The following is a 13613-nucleotide window of genomic DNA, read 5'->3' on the forward strand; positions in this document are numbered from 1 at the left end:
AATGTCAATAGAAAATTAGCACTCATTTAAAATGAGTGCTAGTAATCGTCTATTCCTCCTGGAAAATGATCTCGTTTTTCTTCAAAAAGCTTCTCACCGCCTGGTCCCATTCCATATCCAGGGTCTTGTCCAATGTAAAAATCGAGACCGATGTGCCGGTCACGCAGAACAGTTTTCCTTCCTCATAACGGATATTTAAGTACAGGCCATTGACCTGATCCGCCTTCAAAGGCATCTGATGGCCAGTTACAAACTTATCCACTGCCTGAGGCGGCATCTGCAGCACAATCTGGAAGCTGCCCGGAAGCTTCTTCCCCTTAATCAGTGAAAAACAGTATGGCCGGATCATCTTCCAGGAAGACAGTTCTTCCATCTGATTCTCCTCCAGCTCCTCTTCGGAATAATACCCCTGGCGGATATGACCGTCGATGGTAAACACATTAAAGGTAACAATCTCCGCTTCCTTGATCAGGAAGTGATCAAATGTCTCTCCCACAAAGAGTTTGGCTGTAAATTGTCTGATATCTTCAATTCTTAATGCTATCATTTCACATTCTCCCCGTATTCTTCATGCATTTAATTCGCCAAAAGCTGTCCACGATCTCAAATTCGATGATCAGGTCGTCTTTGAAATGTGCCGTGACCGTAAGATCCTGCCACTCATACGGCGTTCCGTTCCATAGTAAAAAGCTCTCCACAAACAGCTTATGATCCACTGAAAACTGCTGGATGCACTGCATGGTAAGCGCCACAAATTTCTGCTCGGTCACCGGTGCAAAGACCTCCTCCAGCACACCGGAAAAGGCCACCAGAACCGCGCCGCCGGAATGCGGCCCCCGATAATAGCAGCAATGCTCCGCTAACCCACAGGCCACTATGGACAGTGAATGGCCGTTAAAACTGTCCGTCAGTTCAAATTCCGCAGTCGTAAGAGGCTCAAGTCCCCACTCTTCTCCCACGGCTCTCACCTGGTTCGCCGTCTGAAGAATCTCCTCTGGAAAACCATTCACATTTTCCCAGCCCCACAGCCACGTATTGGAGGAAGACGCCTCGCTTCCAAGAAACTGCAGGGGATACTCGTCCGTTCCAAAAGCGATCACGCCCCGTGAAAAATCCACATTCCAGTCACGGTCCTTTACAACCAGCTCCCTGCACGCATCCTGAACCGCCATCACCTTACCAAGGCAGGCAGAAAATACGAGAAACCAGCTGCTCCTGTCAAATTCACAACAGGTAAAAGCCGACTTTCTATTATGATCCCCGTTCCCATCAGTTCCCGGCGTCTCCACTTTTTTTCGATTTTTAAAGAAGTTCATTTTGCTCCTCCTCGTCTGTATTCCGCTTCATCCTCAATGGAACTATTTTACCATAGAAGGCGCGGGGACGCCATTCTTAATTTTTACCCACAATCAGTAAGAACCAATTCCCACCTCTTCCACTTTGTGATATACTAAAAGCTGTAATTACACAGAAAAGAGGTCAAACCTATGAATGATATGAAACAGCTGGAGCGGCTTATCTCCGCTTCCGTATCCCCGTATCACTGCATCATGACGGCCGCCGCTTCCCTGGACGGCGCCGGATTTACAGAACTCTCCCTTTCCGGTTCCTGGAAACTGGAGCAGGGACACTCCTACTATATAAAAGCGTACGATTCGACGCTCATCGCATTTACCATCGGCGAGCTGGCGGATCAGACGCCGAAGCTTAAACTGGCCGCCTCCCATACGGACTGGCCCTGTCTGAAATTAAAGCCTTCTCCCGAGGTAACTTCCGGACGGTACGGAAAACTCAACACAGAGGTCTACGGCGGACCGCTTCTTCACACCTGGTTTGACAGACCGCTGTCCATGGCAGGCAAAGTCTGCGTGACCAGTGATGCTCCGGCCGGCACGAAAACCATATTCGTGGACTTTAAGCGCCCGGTGCTCACGATTCCAAACCTGGCGATCCACATGAACCGGGAGGCCAATCAGGGCGTCGCTGTCAATCCGCAGGTTGACATGCTCCCGCTCTTAACCTTAATTAAGAGTGACCTGGAAAAGGAAGATTTCTTCTTAAAGGCTCTGGCCGCCGAAGCCGGTGTGGAAAAGCAGGATATACTGGACTACGAAATCTACGTCTACAATACGGAGAGCGGCACTTTATGCGGGCTTGACGGTGAATTCTATTCCGCTCCGCGTCTCGATAACCTGACCTCCGTGCAGGCCTGCTTAAGCGGTATCATGAACAGCACTGCCGGAAATGAGATACATGTGATCGCGCTTTACGACAATGAGGAGATCGGAAGCAGCACGAAACAGGGAGCCGCCTCGCTGCTCATGGACCGTGTGCTGGAAAAGCTCTTCCTGTCCCTCGGCTGCTCCAGAGAAGCCTACTTAAACGCCCTGTTTGACGGCTTCATGCTGTCTCTCGACGTCGCACACGCGATTCATCCCAACCACAGCGAAAAATGTGATATCAAGAACCAGATCCTCATGGGAGACGGAGTCGCCATCAAACTGTCGGCCAGCCAGTCCTATGCGACCGACGCGACCAGCACGGGAATGATTGAAAGTATCTGCAGAAATGCCAAAATTCCATACAGGAAATTCTCCAACCGTTCCGATATGAAGGGCGGATCGACTCTCGGAAGCATCTCCTCCAGCTATTTAACCATGCGCACCGTGGATGCGGGAATCCCGATGCTGGCCATGCACTCCGCCAGGGAGGTCATGGGGATTGCGGATCAGAAAGCACTTGTTGATCTGGTGACTGCTTATTTTAACAAAACAAGCATGGATTGAAAGACTTGAATAAAAAACAGGAAACAGGGGGCGCCAGCTGATGGAGCCTCCTGTTTCCTTATCTCGTTCTTCTGCTCTCAAGCCCAACCGCTATTCACAGGCTATTCATATATCTTCATCGTCTCCGGCACAATCTCTCTGCCGGTTTCCAGCGGTGTGGTCGATGTACGGCTTCCTTCCCAGTACCGGTATACATAGGTACTGGAAAATAAAAGTCCCGCCGCGATCAGAAGGACCAGAATAACCTTAAGCACCGCGGCAAAAACTGCCTTCCCCCTGGTACTTTTGCGCTTCCGGCTCCTGCCCCGGCTGCTCCTTCCCCCTTCTGCCATGGAATGCCCCTCTGCTTTCCTTTCCCTTTATGAATTGGGAAAATGTTTTCTGTACAAGTCAAAAAAATTCGTGGTAGTCGTCTTATCGTCAATGGAAAACTTAATTCCATCCCAGATATCGTTGCTGAATGTAACCGGATTCTCTGTCTTGAACTGATTGTAGATCTGTCCGAATGCGTCCTTTTTCCTCTGCTGGTACAGGTTATCCTTTCTCGCCTGTGTGGCATCCTCGTCGTAATCGCTCACACATTTGATGATGTAGAACATGCCGTTGTCCTCCACCACCGGGCTGATCTCGCCTGCCGTCAGGGAAAATGCCGCATCCTCCAGCGCTTTCCTCGCTTCTCCGCGTCCCAGCTGTTTCTGAATCTCGTTATCCTCTGAATACTCCCGTGCAATGGCTTCGAAGTCCGCCCCGTCTTCGTTCACCTGATTCAACACGTCCTGGGCCGTATTCCCGTCCGAGAGGACAATCTGGTCGATGGTTATGACCTTTGCCTCACTGTCGCTGATCTCCAGATTCATATCCTTTGTCAGTTCACTGACCACCTTGTTGGAAAGGAAGTATTCCTCATACATCGTCCGCACATCGTCCTCCTTCATCCCCATGTACGCGATGTCATCCTCGGTCAGAGACTCATAATACTCCTCCGACAGCTTCCGGATCTCCTCCTTCTCGGCGCTCGTGATGATAATCTCCTTATCCTTTGCCAGAAGATTCATCCATTTCATCTCCTGAAGGAATTCCTGGGCCTGCCCCAGCAGATACGTCTCAAATGTCTCCCCATCCGGCAGTTCCACGCTCCAGATCTGGCCGGTATATGCCTGCTGGTAACGGTTGCGCTCTGTCGCCACAATGATCATGGACTGAGGAAGTGTGTATGCCTTCGTTTCATTTACCTCTGAGACCATGGGAAGCCCCTTGGCGCAGCCGGTAAGAAGCATGGCGGCCAGAACAGCAGCCAGCGTTTGTTTCACTTTTTTTCTATATTTAAAATTCATGGACAACTCCTGTATGAATGAAAAACTCTCCTATGTGTTATGCGAATAGTATTATACCATACTTTCTGTCACGATTCTACTTCCCTGATTCGTTTTTTCTACCAGAATATGGCTGCCGATCTGTTCTTTCAATTCTTCCACATGGGAAATGATTCCAACCATGCTGGAACCGCCGCTCAAAGAGGTCAGAATCGCCACCGCCTGTTCCAGGGATTCTGCGTCGAGAGAGCCAAATCCCTCGTCCACAAAGAGAGCTTCCACCTGGATGCCTCCCGCGTAGCTCTGTATCACATCGGAGGTCCCCAACGCCAGTGCCAGCGCAGCGTTAAACGCCTCGCCTCCCGACAGACTCTTCACGGAACGGCGCTTGCCCGTATACTGGTCAAGCACCTCCATCTCCATGCTCTCCTTACTTCTCCTGTCTCTCGTTCTGTCCAGCCGGTGCAGTTCGTACCGCTCCCCGCTCATCTTGAGAAGGCGCCGGTTTGCCGCCCGGAGAATGTCCTCAAAATAGACGGATAAGACGTACTGCTCAAATACCAGATTCCGGCCGTTATATCCACCGGCCGCCCGTTCCAGTTCACGGACCACGCTGTACTCTGTCTCCAGCTTTTCCTTTTCCTCCAGATGGCCTTTCAGAGTGGCCAGCGACTGCCGGTTCAAAGCCAGAGCCGCTCCCGTCCGTTCCTTTTCCCTGGCCGTCTGCCTGCGTTCTCTCTCACATTCCGTAAGCGCCGCTTCAAATCCGGATAGCTCCACCAGCTCCGTCTGTTTTGGAACCCGGATGGCCGCCTTTAACTGGGAATAAGCCGCTTTCTGCTTTTCCAGCTTAACCGCGCAGTCCTGGTAGGCCTTTTCACACTCCCGGATCTCTTTTTCTTCCTGTCTTGTCTCTTCTTCCAGCAGGCGGAGCCTTTCCTCGATTTCGAAAAGAGCCCGCTCTCCGCCGTCCGATAAATCCATGGAACCAAGGTTTTCTTCCATGTTTTTTACGGCGCCCACCAGCGCGGCCGCGTCGCTCGCGGCCGCCGATGCCTTTTCTAATGCCGCCTCATAGTCCGCCTTCAGCCGCCGGATCTGTTTCTCGTCCGGCACCTCGCCCTCCATGGACGCGGGAGCCGGATGGACAGTGGAACCGCAGACCGGACACGGAAATCCTTCCACCAGATCCCTTGCAATAATTCCCGCAGCCGCTTTCTTAAAACAGTCATCCTGATATTCGTAAATCCGCTTCTTTTCCTTTGCCTCTCCATCGAGCTTTAAATACTTTTCCTGCCGTTCAGCCAGCTGTCTGCGCGCGGCCTTCCATGCAGCAAGCCTTTTTCTCCTCCTCCAGCACGCGCAAGTCCGACTTCTTCCCCTCCAGCTTTCCCGGCGGGCGGGGCGGCCGTATGCCTGGCCAGCTCCTTTTCTGTTCTTTTAAGCCGTCCCGCTCCTCTTCCAGCTTTGCTAGGGTCTTCCTGTCACTTTCATACTTTCGGACCGCCTGGTTGCCGCTTCGCAGCTCCTCAGATCGCCCTCACCGGTCCTTATAGGTCTGGTCCAGTTCACCCAGGCAGGAGGCCAGTTCTCTCTCCCGGCTCCCCAGCCGTTCATTTTCCTGTTCCACAAATCCCAGAAGCTTTCGGTAATTCCGGTTTTTCTTTGATTTCAGTTCCTCCCAGTCCCCATTCTCAATACGGAACGTTCCCGTGATCTCGTCCGCCCGGTGCTTCACCTCATCGATCCGGCCGTTTAGGGCCTTCACTCTGGAGGACAGCAGCGCCGCCATCGTATCGTAGATCCGCGTCTGGAAAATATCCCGGAATATCTGGGTTCTCTCTTTGGAGCTGGACACAAGAAGCTGCTGAAATTCCCCCTGTGCGATCATGGATATCTGGCGGAACTGGCGGTAATCCAGTCCCAGCAGTTCCGTCACCCGCTCCGTCACCTGCGTGCTCCCCGAGGCCAGAAGCGCCTCTTCTTCGTAGAGCTCGCCGCCCTCCAGTTCCGTGGTCATTCCCTCGCCCTTAAGCTTCGGTCTGTCATACTTTGGATTTCGGGTAACCCGGTACTGCTTTCCTCTATGGGAAAAGGTGAGCGTCACATACGTGGGTGTGGAAGCGTCCGCAAAATCGCTCCGCAGGCTGTCCTTCTCCCGGATGCTTCCGCTGACCTCCCCGTAAAGAGCAAAGGTAATTCCGTCAAATATCGTGGTCTTTCCGGCGCCGGTCGGTCCTGAGATCAGAAACAGCCCCCGCTGCATGGCCTCGAAATCTGCCCGTTCCACGCCTTTATAAGGCCCCCATCCGCTCAAAACAAGCGCTGTCGGCTTCATGAAACCTCCTCCTCTGCCTGTTCGGCCGTCTCCCTCATCACGGCTTCCTGCTCTTCTGACATGGTCTTTCCCGTAACAAGCTCGTAAAAATCCGCAAACAGTCCATACGGACCCTTTTCCTTCATAATATCATCATGGATCACGGTATCGTCCTGCTCCACCGCCCATTTTTCCCATTTTAACTGCATGATATTGGGATAGACGCTTCGGAGTGTTCCGATCGGATCCAGCAGCTCCGTCTCATCCGTTAAAACCGCCAGGATATAGTCCTCCGGATCCGCCGCGCTCACAACCTCCGGGAGAATTAAATCTGCCAGACGGCCCCTGATCTTTCGCATATCGTGGACCGGCGTCAGCGGAAGGCGTTCCAGCGTGATCCTCCCGTTCTCTCCCACCTCACCGTACAGCACCGACTTCCGGTGACTGCACTCGGAAAAAGAGTATTTTACCGGCGAGCCGCTGTAGTATACCGGATTCTTCCCGATCTGCTGACAGCCGTGGATATGCCCCAGAGCCGTATAGCAGAATGGCTGAAACAATGCCGCTTCCACCTGATCCGTTCCGCCCACAGACACCCGTGTCTCCGAATCGGAGAGCTCCGGCAGTAATCCCTGGTTCACCACAAACTGATGGGCCATCAGAATATCCCTTCCTCCGGGACTGTATGTCACATGGCGGAGAATCTCCTCGAAGCTCTCTTCAAACGTCTTCATGCTGCCCTCGCACCGGTAGAGGGACTTAACCTCCGCAGGCTTTGCAAACGGAGCCAGATGAACACGTACAAAGCCCCACTGGTCGGGGATATCCACGAACCGTACCGGGGCTTCCAGCTTTCCCTCCAGATAGAGCCCCCTCTTTTCCAGAATCCGGTTGGCAAATCCGATCCGCTCTCCACAGTCGTGATTCCCGGCAATGGCCAGAATCGTCACTCCCATTTCGGACAGTCCGGTCAAAAACGCGTCAAACATGGTCACTGCGGCGGCAGGCGGCACGGAACGGTCATATAAGTCACCACTCAAAAGAACGGCATCTGCCTGCCGTTCTTTTACGTAATCCATGATCTGTTTCAGTGCCGCTTCCTGTTCCTCCAGCATGGAGAATCCACTGACGGTCTTGCCAATATGAAGGTCTGATGTATGAATAAACCGCATCCTCGTTCCCTTTCGTCCCTTAATTCCCTGCTGATTCTTACGTATCCAGCGGGGCTTATACCAAAAGCTTCAGAATCTTTAACACGCCGTCGTTCACATTGGTATCCGTCTGAAACCTGGCTGTGGCTTTCACCTCCGGCCTGGCATTTCCTACGGCAAAGCTGTAGTACGCCTGTTCCAGCATCTCGATATCGTTTAGCTGATCGCCGAAAGCCATCGTCTCCTCGGGTTTGATCTCCAGGCTGTCCTGTAAAAGCTTCACGGCCTGTCCCTTGTTGATTCCCGGCTTCATGCAGTCCATCCACATATCGCCTGCAATGGTAATCTTAAACCTGTCTTTGTATTTCTCTCTCAGCTCCCTGGTGTATTCCTCCACCTCGGTCTCACGGTATATGGACACCTTGATGAACTGGGAGTCCACCTTCGTCAAATCCGGTACCTGTTTCACGCGGAACTGGTATCCCTCCACCAGCCAGTCGATAAACTCCTGCTTCTCCGTCTCCAGATAGACCACATCAGGGCCGCTGAGCATCACCTCAAGGCCCTCCATCCGACGCACATCGCGCACTATATCCATCACCGTTTCCCGGTCGATGGGATTTAAAAATAAATTCCGGCCATGGCAGCCCACATAAGCTCCGTTGTCGGATAAGTAAAATACTTTTTCTTTGATAGGTCCGAATATCGACTCAATGCTGGCCCACTGACGGCCGCTGGCAGCCGCAAACTGTACCCCGTTTTCTCTAATTTTCATGATCACATCGAGAAGCTCCGGGTTCATCTCATGGCTTCCATCCGGCACCAGTGTGCCGTCGATATCGGATACGATCAGTTTAATCATCCGTTATTCCTCCTTGCTGTGAGCGTCAAAAGGCTCTTCATTTCCTGGTATACACGTCCTACAGGCAATCCTACTACATTATTGTAATCCCCGTCAATCCCTTTGATGTAAGAAGCGAATTTTCCCTGAATTCCATAGGCCCCTGCCTTGTCCATGGGTTCCTCTGAAAAAGCGTATTCATGGATCTCCTCAGCCGTCATCGGATAGACATGCACATCCGTCTTCTCCGCAAATGTCTTGCGGGCCCTGCCTTCCTGGCCGCATACGATCATGGTCACTCCCGTGTACACCTGATGGGTCTTCCCTGCCAGAAGCGCGATCATGCGTTCCGCCTCCTCATGGGTCCTAGGCTTTCCCAGAATCCGGCCTTCCGCCGCCACCACCGTGTCCGCACCGATCACAATCGTGCCCTTCGCACAACGCTCCGCCACATCAGCGGCCTTTTGAAGCGACAGCTCCTTTACAACCTCCTCCGGCCTGTCGGTCGTTATCTTCTCTTCCAGCGTGCTGGGAATAATCTCCGGCACGATTCCTATCTGTCCCAACAGTTCCCTGCGCCTCGGTGACGCGGATGCAAGAACGATCTCTCTGTCTTCAGTCAAACTATCTGCCTCCATTTCTATCTTAAGTCCGGCGTTTGGATTCTTGCACCGGAGCGCGGCTCACACGCTCACACCTAGACACATCTACACGCTCACATCTGGACATGCTACACACTCACGCGCGGCCGTGACTGCATGCTCTCACATGGCCATGCCACACGATCACACATGACCACGCCACACGATCACGCGACCGTGACTGCACGCTCCCAGGAATGAAATAAGCGGGACCCTTTACGAATCCCGCCAACCATCAATATACTTTCAGACGCCCCACGACTGACACGCCTTCCTCTTCTTCCATCTCCGCGGCCTTAAGCTGATACCGCATGGTGTATGTAAAATCCGCTACGTAGAAGGATAAGAGTCCCAAGGCCACAAGGCGTTCCAGGCCGATCGGAACAACATCCACCAGCTGGCTTACAAACCCATTTAAAAACTTAAAGAAAAATAATCCTAAAAATCCCCAGGCAATACTGCTTTCCAGACAGATAATGCCCTTGTAATTGAATGGCTTCCGGCTGTAATCCCACCAGAATGCTCCGAACAGCTTAATCATAATGTGAGCCGTCACAAGTTCCATGGAAGTTGCCATCACCACGGAAGCGAAATACAGCACCACAGGCTGTCCTGCCAACGGTTCCAGAATCAGGCAGGCCCCCAGCGCTCCAAAGCCATATATGACACAAAACGGGCCATGTCCAAATCCGCGGTTCAACACCGGTCTCCGGTTCTCATAGCTGAGCACGGTACATTCCAGAAGGTAACCGATGAAACTAAACGCGAAAAACCAGTTAATCGTATGGTAAATCGTCATATCCATTGTACCTCCAACTTTAACAGTTTTTTAACTTGTTAAAGTATAATATGGATATCTTAAGAAATCAAGAATTATTTTCTTACGATTCATGGAAATATTCCGACTTTTTTAATAATACTGCGCCATGAAAACGGCGAGGGCAATGCCAAGAATGGCACCTGCCGCCACCTGAAGCGGAGTATGTCCCACATATTCCTTTAACTTTTCCTGCAACACCTCTCCGCTTAACTTAAGCGGGTTCTCAAGCAGTATGCTGTTTAACAGCTTCGCCTGTTTTCCCGTCTCCCTGCGGACTCCCATGGCGTCATACATAACCACCATGGAAAGGATAAAACATACTGCAAACTCAAAAGAACCGACGCCGTAATGCAAGGCGGCGGCGGTCGTCATTCCACATACCGTTGCGGAGTGGGAGCTGGGCATACCGCCCGATCCCACCAGCCGCTCCGGATTAAAGCTTTTATTCAGGGCAAGGTCGATGATTGTCTTCAGTACCTGAGCCACCACCCAGCCGGTGACAGCGCTCATCAGAACCTGATTTGCCAGTAATTCGTCCCAAAATGTCATGGTTTTCTCCTGCTTTTTGTATCAGAGGATCCTTCCAGCCGGTTTAAGCGGTTCTTCCCGCTCTCAGGCTGTATAAAACCCACCTTTTTACTCTGGCGGCCGTCTCTGCCAGGCCGCAGAACTTATCTGCGTAAATGATGGCCATCCCTTCCCTGCTCTTTGGCGGAACCGGGGTAAGCGGCCACATATGGCGCAGAATCATGTCCTTTTCCTTATCCGTTAAGTCAAAGTACTTTTCTGCGTTGGCTAACGCCCTGCGCGGATGGGTAAATCCGTGAAAGTGTTCTCCCGTCTCCTTCGCATGGGTATGCCAGTCATATAAGAATAAATCATGCAGAAGTCCCGCTCTGGCGGTCTGTACATAGTCCCATCCAAAGCGGCGGCAGATCCGGTAACTCAAATAGGATACCTTGATGCAGTGCGCCTTACAGGTAGTATCCCCATGCTGCATAAAACGATCCATGGATTGAAACACAGGATTTTCCAGAATGTCCTCTACACACGCAAGATACGCATCATCATCCTCATACCGCTCCTGATTGATCCAGGAAGAGTCCTCCGCCCAGCGGAGCACCTCCTCCTTTTCTTCCCGAGTAAAACACTTGTTTTTCATGCTATGTCCGCTTCCTTCTTTATCTGATCTCAATAGCCAATCAGCCAGTCATACAGTTCCTGATACTTGACAGCTGAAGTATTCCAGGAATAATCCATCGCCATCGCGCGGTCTATGATCTTATTCCACTCCCGCTTCTTATCATAGTATATCCGCTCTGCATAGCGAATAACCGCCAGCATCTCATGAGCGTTGTAATTCTGGAATGAGAATCCGGTTCCACGGCTCTCAAACTCGTTATACGGTTCCACCGTATCCTTCAGACCGCCTGTTTCGCGGACAATCGGGACGGTTCCGTAGCGAAGCGACATCAGCTGGCTCAAACCGCACGGCTCAAATAAGGACGGCATCAGAAATGCGTCGCAGGCCGCATAAATCTTATGGGACATCGGCTCGGAATAGAAAATATTCGCGGATACCTTGTCATTATACTTCCAGTCGTAATGGCGGAACATATTCTCGTACCGCTCTTCTCCGGTTCCCAGCACAACCAGCTGGATATCGTCCTGGCATATTTCGTCCAGAACACACTGGATCAAATCGAGGCCCTTCTGGTCAGTCAGTCTGGACACTATACCGACCATAAACTTCCTGTCGTCCTGGGGCAGTCCCAGTTCTTCCTGCAGGGCCCGTTTGTTCTTTATTTTTTCCTTGCGGAAATTCTTTGCATTGTACTTCTGGACAATGTAAGGATCCGTCTCTGGATTGAAATCATCGTAATCAATGCCGTTTACAATACCACGCAGGCTGTTTGCACGCGCCCTCATCAGACCGTCCAGCCCTTCGCCATAGAATGGCATCTTGATCTCCTCGGCATACGTCTCGCTTACAGTGGTTATGGCGTCGGCGTAAACAATGCCGCCCTTTAACAGGTTGCCATCCTTGTATGCTTCAAGTTTATCTGGTGTAAAGTAGTAATCCGGGAGGCCTGTCAGCCTCTTGATCGTCATGACATCCCACACTCCCTGGAACTTTAAGTTGTGGATGGTGATAACCGACTTCATGCTGCGGAAGAACTCTCCGTCATGGAACCGGTCTTTTAACAGGACAGGTATAAGCGCCGTCTGCCAGTCATGGCAGTGTACCACATCCGGCTGAAATCCAATAACCGGAAGTGCCGACAAAGCCGCCCTTGAGAAAAAGCAGAATTTTTCCAAATCACAGTACCAGTCGCCGTATGGCTTTGGTCCGTTAAAATAGCCTTCATTATCAATAAAGTAAAAAGTAATTCCCTCGTATACGTATTGAAGAATTCCAACGTATCTGCTCTGTCCCATGTAATCCATATAAAAATGGTTTACATACTCCATGTCGTTTCTCCACGACTCCTTCATACACAGATACTTGGGAATCATAACCCTGACATCAAAATATTCCTTATCAAAACATTTGGGAAGGGAACCTACTACATCAGCAAGTCCACCGGTTTTAATAAAAGGTACTGCCTCCGATGCAACGAATAAAATCTTCTTCATCAAAAAACCTCCCTCATTTACAGTCACCCCTGAGGGCGCCACTCTTTGTCTTATAGTATACTGCATTTTGATTAAATAAGGAAGTATAATTGTGATAGATTTTCTAAAGTTTTTTGTAATCCAGTCTTATTTTATCCGCAATCAGGGCGATAAATTCAGAGTTTGTCGGCTTGCCCTTTCCCGTGCTGACGGTATATCCGAAGAGATCATTGATCGTATCCATCTTGCCCCTGCTCCACGCAACCTCGATGGCATGGCGGATCGCACGCTCCACACGGCTCGGCGTTGTCTGATGCTTCTTGGCTATGGATGGATAAAGGATTTTGGTAACACTGGTTAACATTTCCTGGTCCTGTACAGAGATAACAATGGCATCCCTTAAGTACTGATATCCTTTGATATGAGCCGGGATGCCGATTTCATGAAGCATTTGAGTCACGTCATTTTCCAGATTCTGTTCCATGTACTCATTCTTGTTCACATATGGCTTGACCTTCTTCATGCCTGAAAGTCCCGGTGTTTTCGCTTTCCTGTGTCCGACTCTTCTGACTTTATCGACAACAATATCTTTATTGAAAGGCTTCATGATGTAATAGTTGGCGCCCATACGGAACGCATCTTCGGTAATATTCTCACTTCCGGCCGCTGTTACCATAATAAACGACGGCATCTTAGTCAGTGCTGCATTGCCGCGCACGCGCTCCATCACCGTAATTCCGTCCATTCTCGGCATAATGACATCCAATAAGACAACATCAGGGCTCGTTTTTACAATCATGTTGTAAGCATCTTCTCCATTATCCGCCTTCCCGACGACATGGAAATCCTCCTCTCCCTCCAATATATCGTTTAGCAGACTGAGCGTCTGCAGGTTATCGTCCGCTATTGCAATACTGATTTCCGACATCTTCCTACTCTCCCTTTCTTGTTGATTGAATGATTAGTGTAAAGCCATTATAGACTTGCCCCCGAATTGCCGCAATGGAATTCTGTCGCATTTTTCGACAAAAGACGGGCGTTTTTCCCACATTTTCCTCCGATGGCCCCCGAAGTGAAATAATCACCCTTCGATCCAAATCCAGGCCTGGTCACAAAATCCGACAGACT

The 13613-nt window shown here is 50.9% G+C and carries 15 protein-coding genes; 1 reads left to right on the top strand and 14 read right to left on the bottom strand.

All coding sequences use genetic code 11. The features are described 5' to 3' along the window. Window positions 1–49: 49 nt before the first annotated feature. Both ACLTD4_RS06675 and ACLTD4_RS06680 read right to left on the bottom strand, forming a co-directional pair. Window positions 50–547, bottom strand: a complete 498-nt coding sequence (locus ACLTD4_RS06675; RefSeq protein WP_002600978.1) for a DUF5721 family protein — start codon at window positions 545–547, stop codon at window positions 50–52. A 1-nt stretch (window position 548) separates the two neighbouring features. After that, on the bottom strand, window positions 549–1316 hold the full coding sequence (locus tag ACLTD4_RS06680) for a DUF6882 domain-containing protein (protein ID WP_117620959.1): 768 nt from the start codon (window positions 1314–1316) through the stop codon (window positions 549–551). Between the two features lie 171 nt (window positions 1317–1487). On the opposite strand from ACLTD4_RS06680, the gene ACLTD4_RS06685 reads away from it, so the two are divergent. Continuing rightward, complete coding sequence (locus ACLTD4_RS06685; RefSeq protein ID WP_117620960.1) at window positions 1488–2786, top strand: M18 family aminopeptidase; 1299 nt, start codon at window positions 1488–1490, stop codon at window positions 2784–2786. 101 nt (window positions 2787–2887) lie between these two features. Here the strand turns inward: ACLTD4_RS06685 and ACLTD4_RS06690 are convergent, their stop codons facing one another. From ACLTD4_RS06690 to spo0A, 12 genes are all read right to left on the bottom strand, one after another. Continuing rightward, window positions 2888–3118 carry a hypothetical protein gene (locus ACLTD4_RS06690; RefSeq protein WP_002600981.1) on the bottom strand — a complete coding sequence of 77 codons (231 nt, stop codon included), beginning with the start codon at window positions 3116–3118 and terminating at the stop codon, window positions 2888–2890. Window positions 3119–3145: 27 nt separating this feature from the next. Further along, a complete protein-coding gene (locus tag ACLTD4_RS06695; RefSeq protein ID WP_412331205.1) occupies window positions 3146–4120 on the bottom strand; it encodes a peptidylprolyl isomerase in 975 nt (324 codons plus the stop codon). A 51-nt stretch (window positions 4121–4171) separates the two neighbouring features. Beyond that, window positions 4172–5284 carry an SbcC/MukB-like Walker B domain-containing protein gene (locus ACLTD4_RS06700; RefSeq protein WP_412331206.1) on the bottom strand — a complete coding sequence of 371 codons (1113 nt, stop codon included), beginning with the start codon at window positions 5282–5284 and terminating at the stop codon, window positions 4172–4174. 355 nt (window positions 5285–5639) lie between these two features. Next, window positions 5640–6437: an AAA family ATPase gene (locus ACLTD4_RS06705; protein ID WP_412331207.1), complete on the bottom strand. Its 798-nt coding sequence runs from the start codon at window positions 6435–6437 to the stop codon at window positions 5640–5642. Beyond that, a complete protein-coding gene (locus ACLTD4_RS06710; protein ID WP_117620963.1) occupies window positions 6434–7588 on the bottom strand; it encodes an exonuclease SbcCD subunit D in 1155 nt (384 codons plus the stop codon). The genes ACLTD4_RS06705 and ACLTD4_RS06710 overlap by 4 nt, the downstream gene beginning before the upstream one ends. 55 nt (window positions 7589–7643) lie before the next feature. After that, window positions 7644–8429, bottom strand: a complete 786-nt coding sequence (locus ACLTD4_RS06715; RefSeq protein ID WP_117620964.1) for an HAD family hydrolase — start codon at window positions 8427–8429, stop codon at window positions 7644–7646. Continuing rightward, window positions 8426–9046: a Maf family protein gene (locus ACLTD4_RS06720; RefSeq protein WP_117620965.1), complete on the bottom strand. Its 621-nt coding sequence runs from the start codon at window positions 9044–9046 to the stop codon at window positions 8426–8428. The genes ACLTD4_RS06715 and ACLTD4_RS06720 overlap by 4 nt, the downstream gene beginning before the upstream one ends. 238 nt (window positions 9047–9284) lie before the next feature. Continuing rightward, entirely contained in the window at window positions 9285–9848 is a 564-nt protein-coding gene (locus ACLTD4_RS06725) for a putative ABC transporter permease (protein ID WP_055656578.1), read from the bottom strand. A gap of 111 nt (window positions 9849–9959) precedes the next feature. After that, entirely contained in the window at window positions 9960–10418 is a 459-nt protein-coding gene (locus tag ACLTD4_RS06730) for a divergent PAP2 family protein (protein ID WP_002600988.1), read from the bottom strand. A 43-nt stretch (window positions 10419–10461) separates the two neighbouring features. Further along, window positions 10462–11031, bottom strand: a complete 570-nt coding sequence (locus tag ACLTD4_RS06735) for an HD domain-containing protein (RefSeq protein WP_117620966.1) — start codon at window positions 11029–11031, stop codon at window positions 10462–10464. A gap of 29 nt (window positions 11032–11060) precedes the next feature. Further along, window positions 11061–12506 carry a glycogen synthase GlgA gene (gene glgA, locus ACLTD4_RS06740; protein ID WP_055656428.1) on the bottom strand — a complete coding sequence of 482 codons (1446 nt, stop codon included), beginning with the start codon at window positions 12504–12506 and terminating at the stop codon, window positions 11061–11063. A 103-nt stretch (window positions 12507–12609) separates the two neighbouring features. Then, on the bottom strand, window positions 12610–13413 hold the full coding sequence (spo0A, locus tag ACLTD4_RS06745) for a sporulation transcription factor Spo0A (protein ID WP_002600991.1): 804 nt from the start codon (window positions 13411–13413) through the stop codon (window positions 12610–12612). Between the last annotated feature and the right edge of the window lie 200 nt (window positions 13414–13613).

Source organism: Hungatella sp. (assembly GCF_046966825.1).

Coding starts and splice junctions, on each gene's coding strand:
- ACLTD4_RS06675 (WP_002600978.1), bottom strand. CDS start 547: ATGATAGCATTAAGAATTGAAGATATCAGACAATTTACAGCCAAACTC.
- ACLTD4_RS06680 (WP_117620959.1), bottom strand. CDS start 1,316: ATGAACTTCTTTAAAAATCGAAAAAAAGTGGAGACGCCGGGAACTGAT.
- ACLTD4_RS06685 (WP_117620960.1), top strand. CDS start 1,488: ATGAATGATATGAAACAGCTGGAGCGGCTTATCTCCGCTTCCGTATCC.
- ACLTD4_RS06690 (WP_002600981.1), bottom strand. CDS start 3,118: ATGGCAGAAGGGGGAAGGAGCAGCCGGGGCAGGAGCCGGAAGCGCAAA.
- ACLTD4_RS06695 (WP_412331205.1), bottom strand. CDS start 4,120: ATGAATTTTAAATATAGAAAAAAAGTGAAACAAACGCTGGCTGCTGTT.
- ACLTD4_RS06705 (WP_412331207.1), bottom strand. CDS start 6,437: ATGAAGCCGACAGCGCTTGTTTTGAGCGGATGGGGGCCTTATAAAGGC.
- ACLTD4_RS06710 (WP_117620963.1), bottom strand. CDS start 7,588: ATGCGGTTTATTCATACATCAGACCTTCATATTGGCAAGACCGTCAGT.
- ACLTD4_RS06715 (WP_117620964.1), bottom strand. CDS start 8,429: ATGATTAAACTGATCGTATCCGATATCGACGGCACACTGGTGCCGGAT.
- ACLTD4_RS06720 (WP_117620965.1), bottom strand. CDS start 9,046: ATGGAGGCAGATAGTTTGACTGAAGACAGAGAGATCGTTCTTGCATCC.
- ACLTD4_RS06725 (WP_055656578.1), bottom strand. CDS start 9,848: ATGACGATTTACCATACGATTAACTGGTTTTTCGCGTTTAGTTTCATC.
- ACLTD4_RS06730 (WP_002600988.1), bottom strand. CDS start 10,418: ATGACATTTTGGGACGAATTACTGGCAAATCAGGTTCTGATGAGCGCT.
- ACLTD4_RS06735 (WP_117620966.1), bottom strand. CDS start 11,031: ATGAAAAACAAGTGTTTTACTCGGGAAGAAAAGGAGGAGGTGCTCCGC.
- glgA (WP_055656428.1), bottom strand. CDS start 12,506: ATGAAGAAGATTTTATTCGTTGCATCGGAGGCAGTACCTTTTATTAAA.
- spo0A (WP_002600991.1), bottom strand. CDS start 13,413: ATGTCGGAAATCAGTATTGCAATAGCGGACGATAACCTGCAGACGCTC.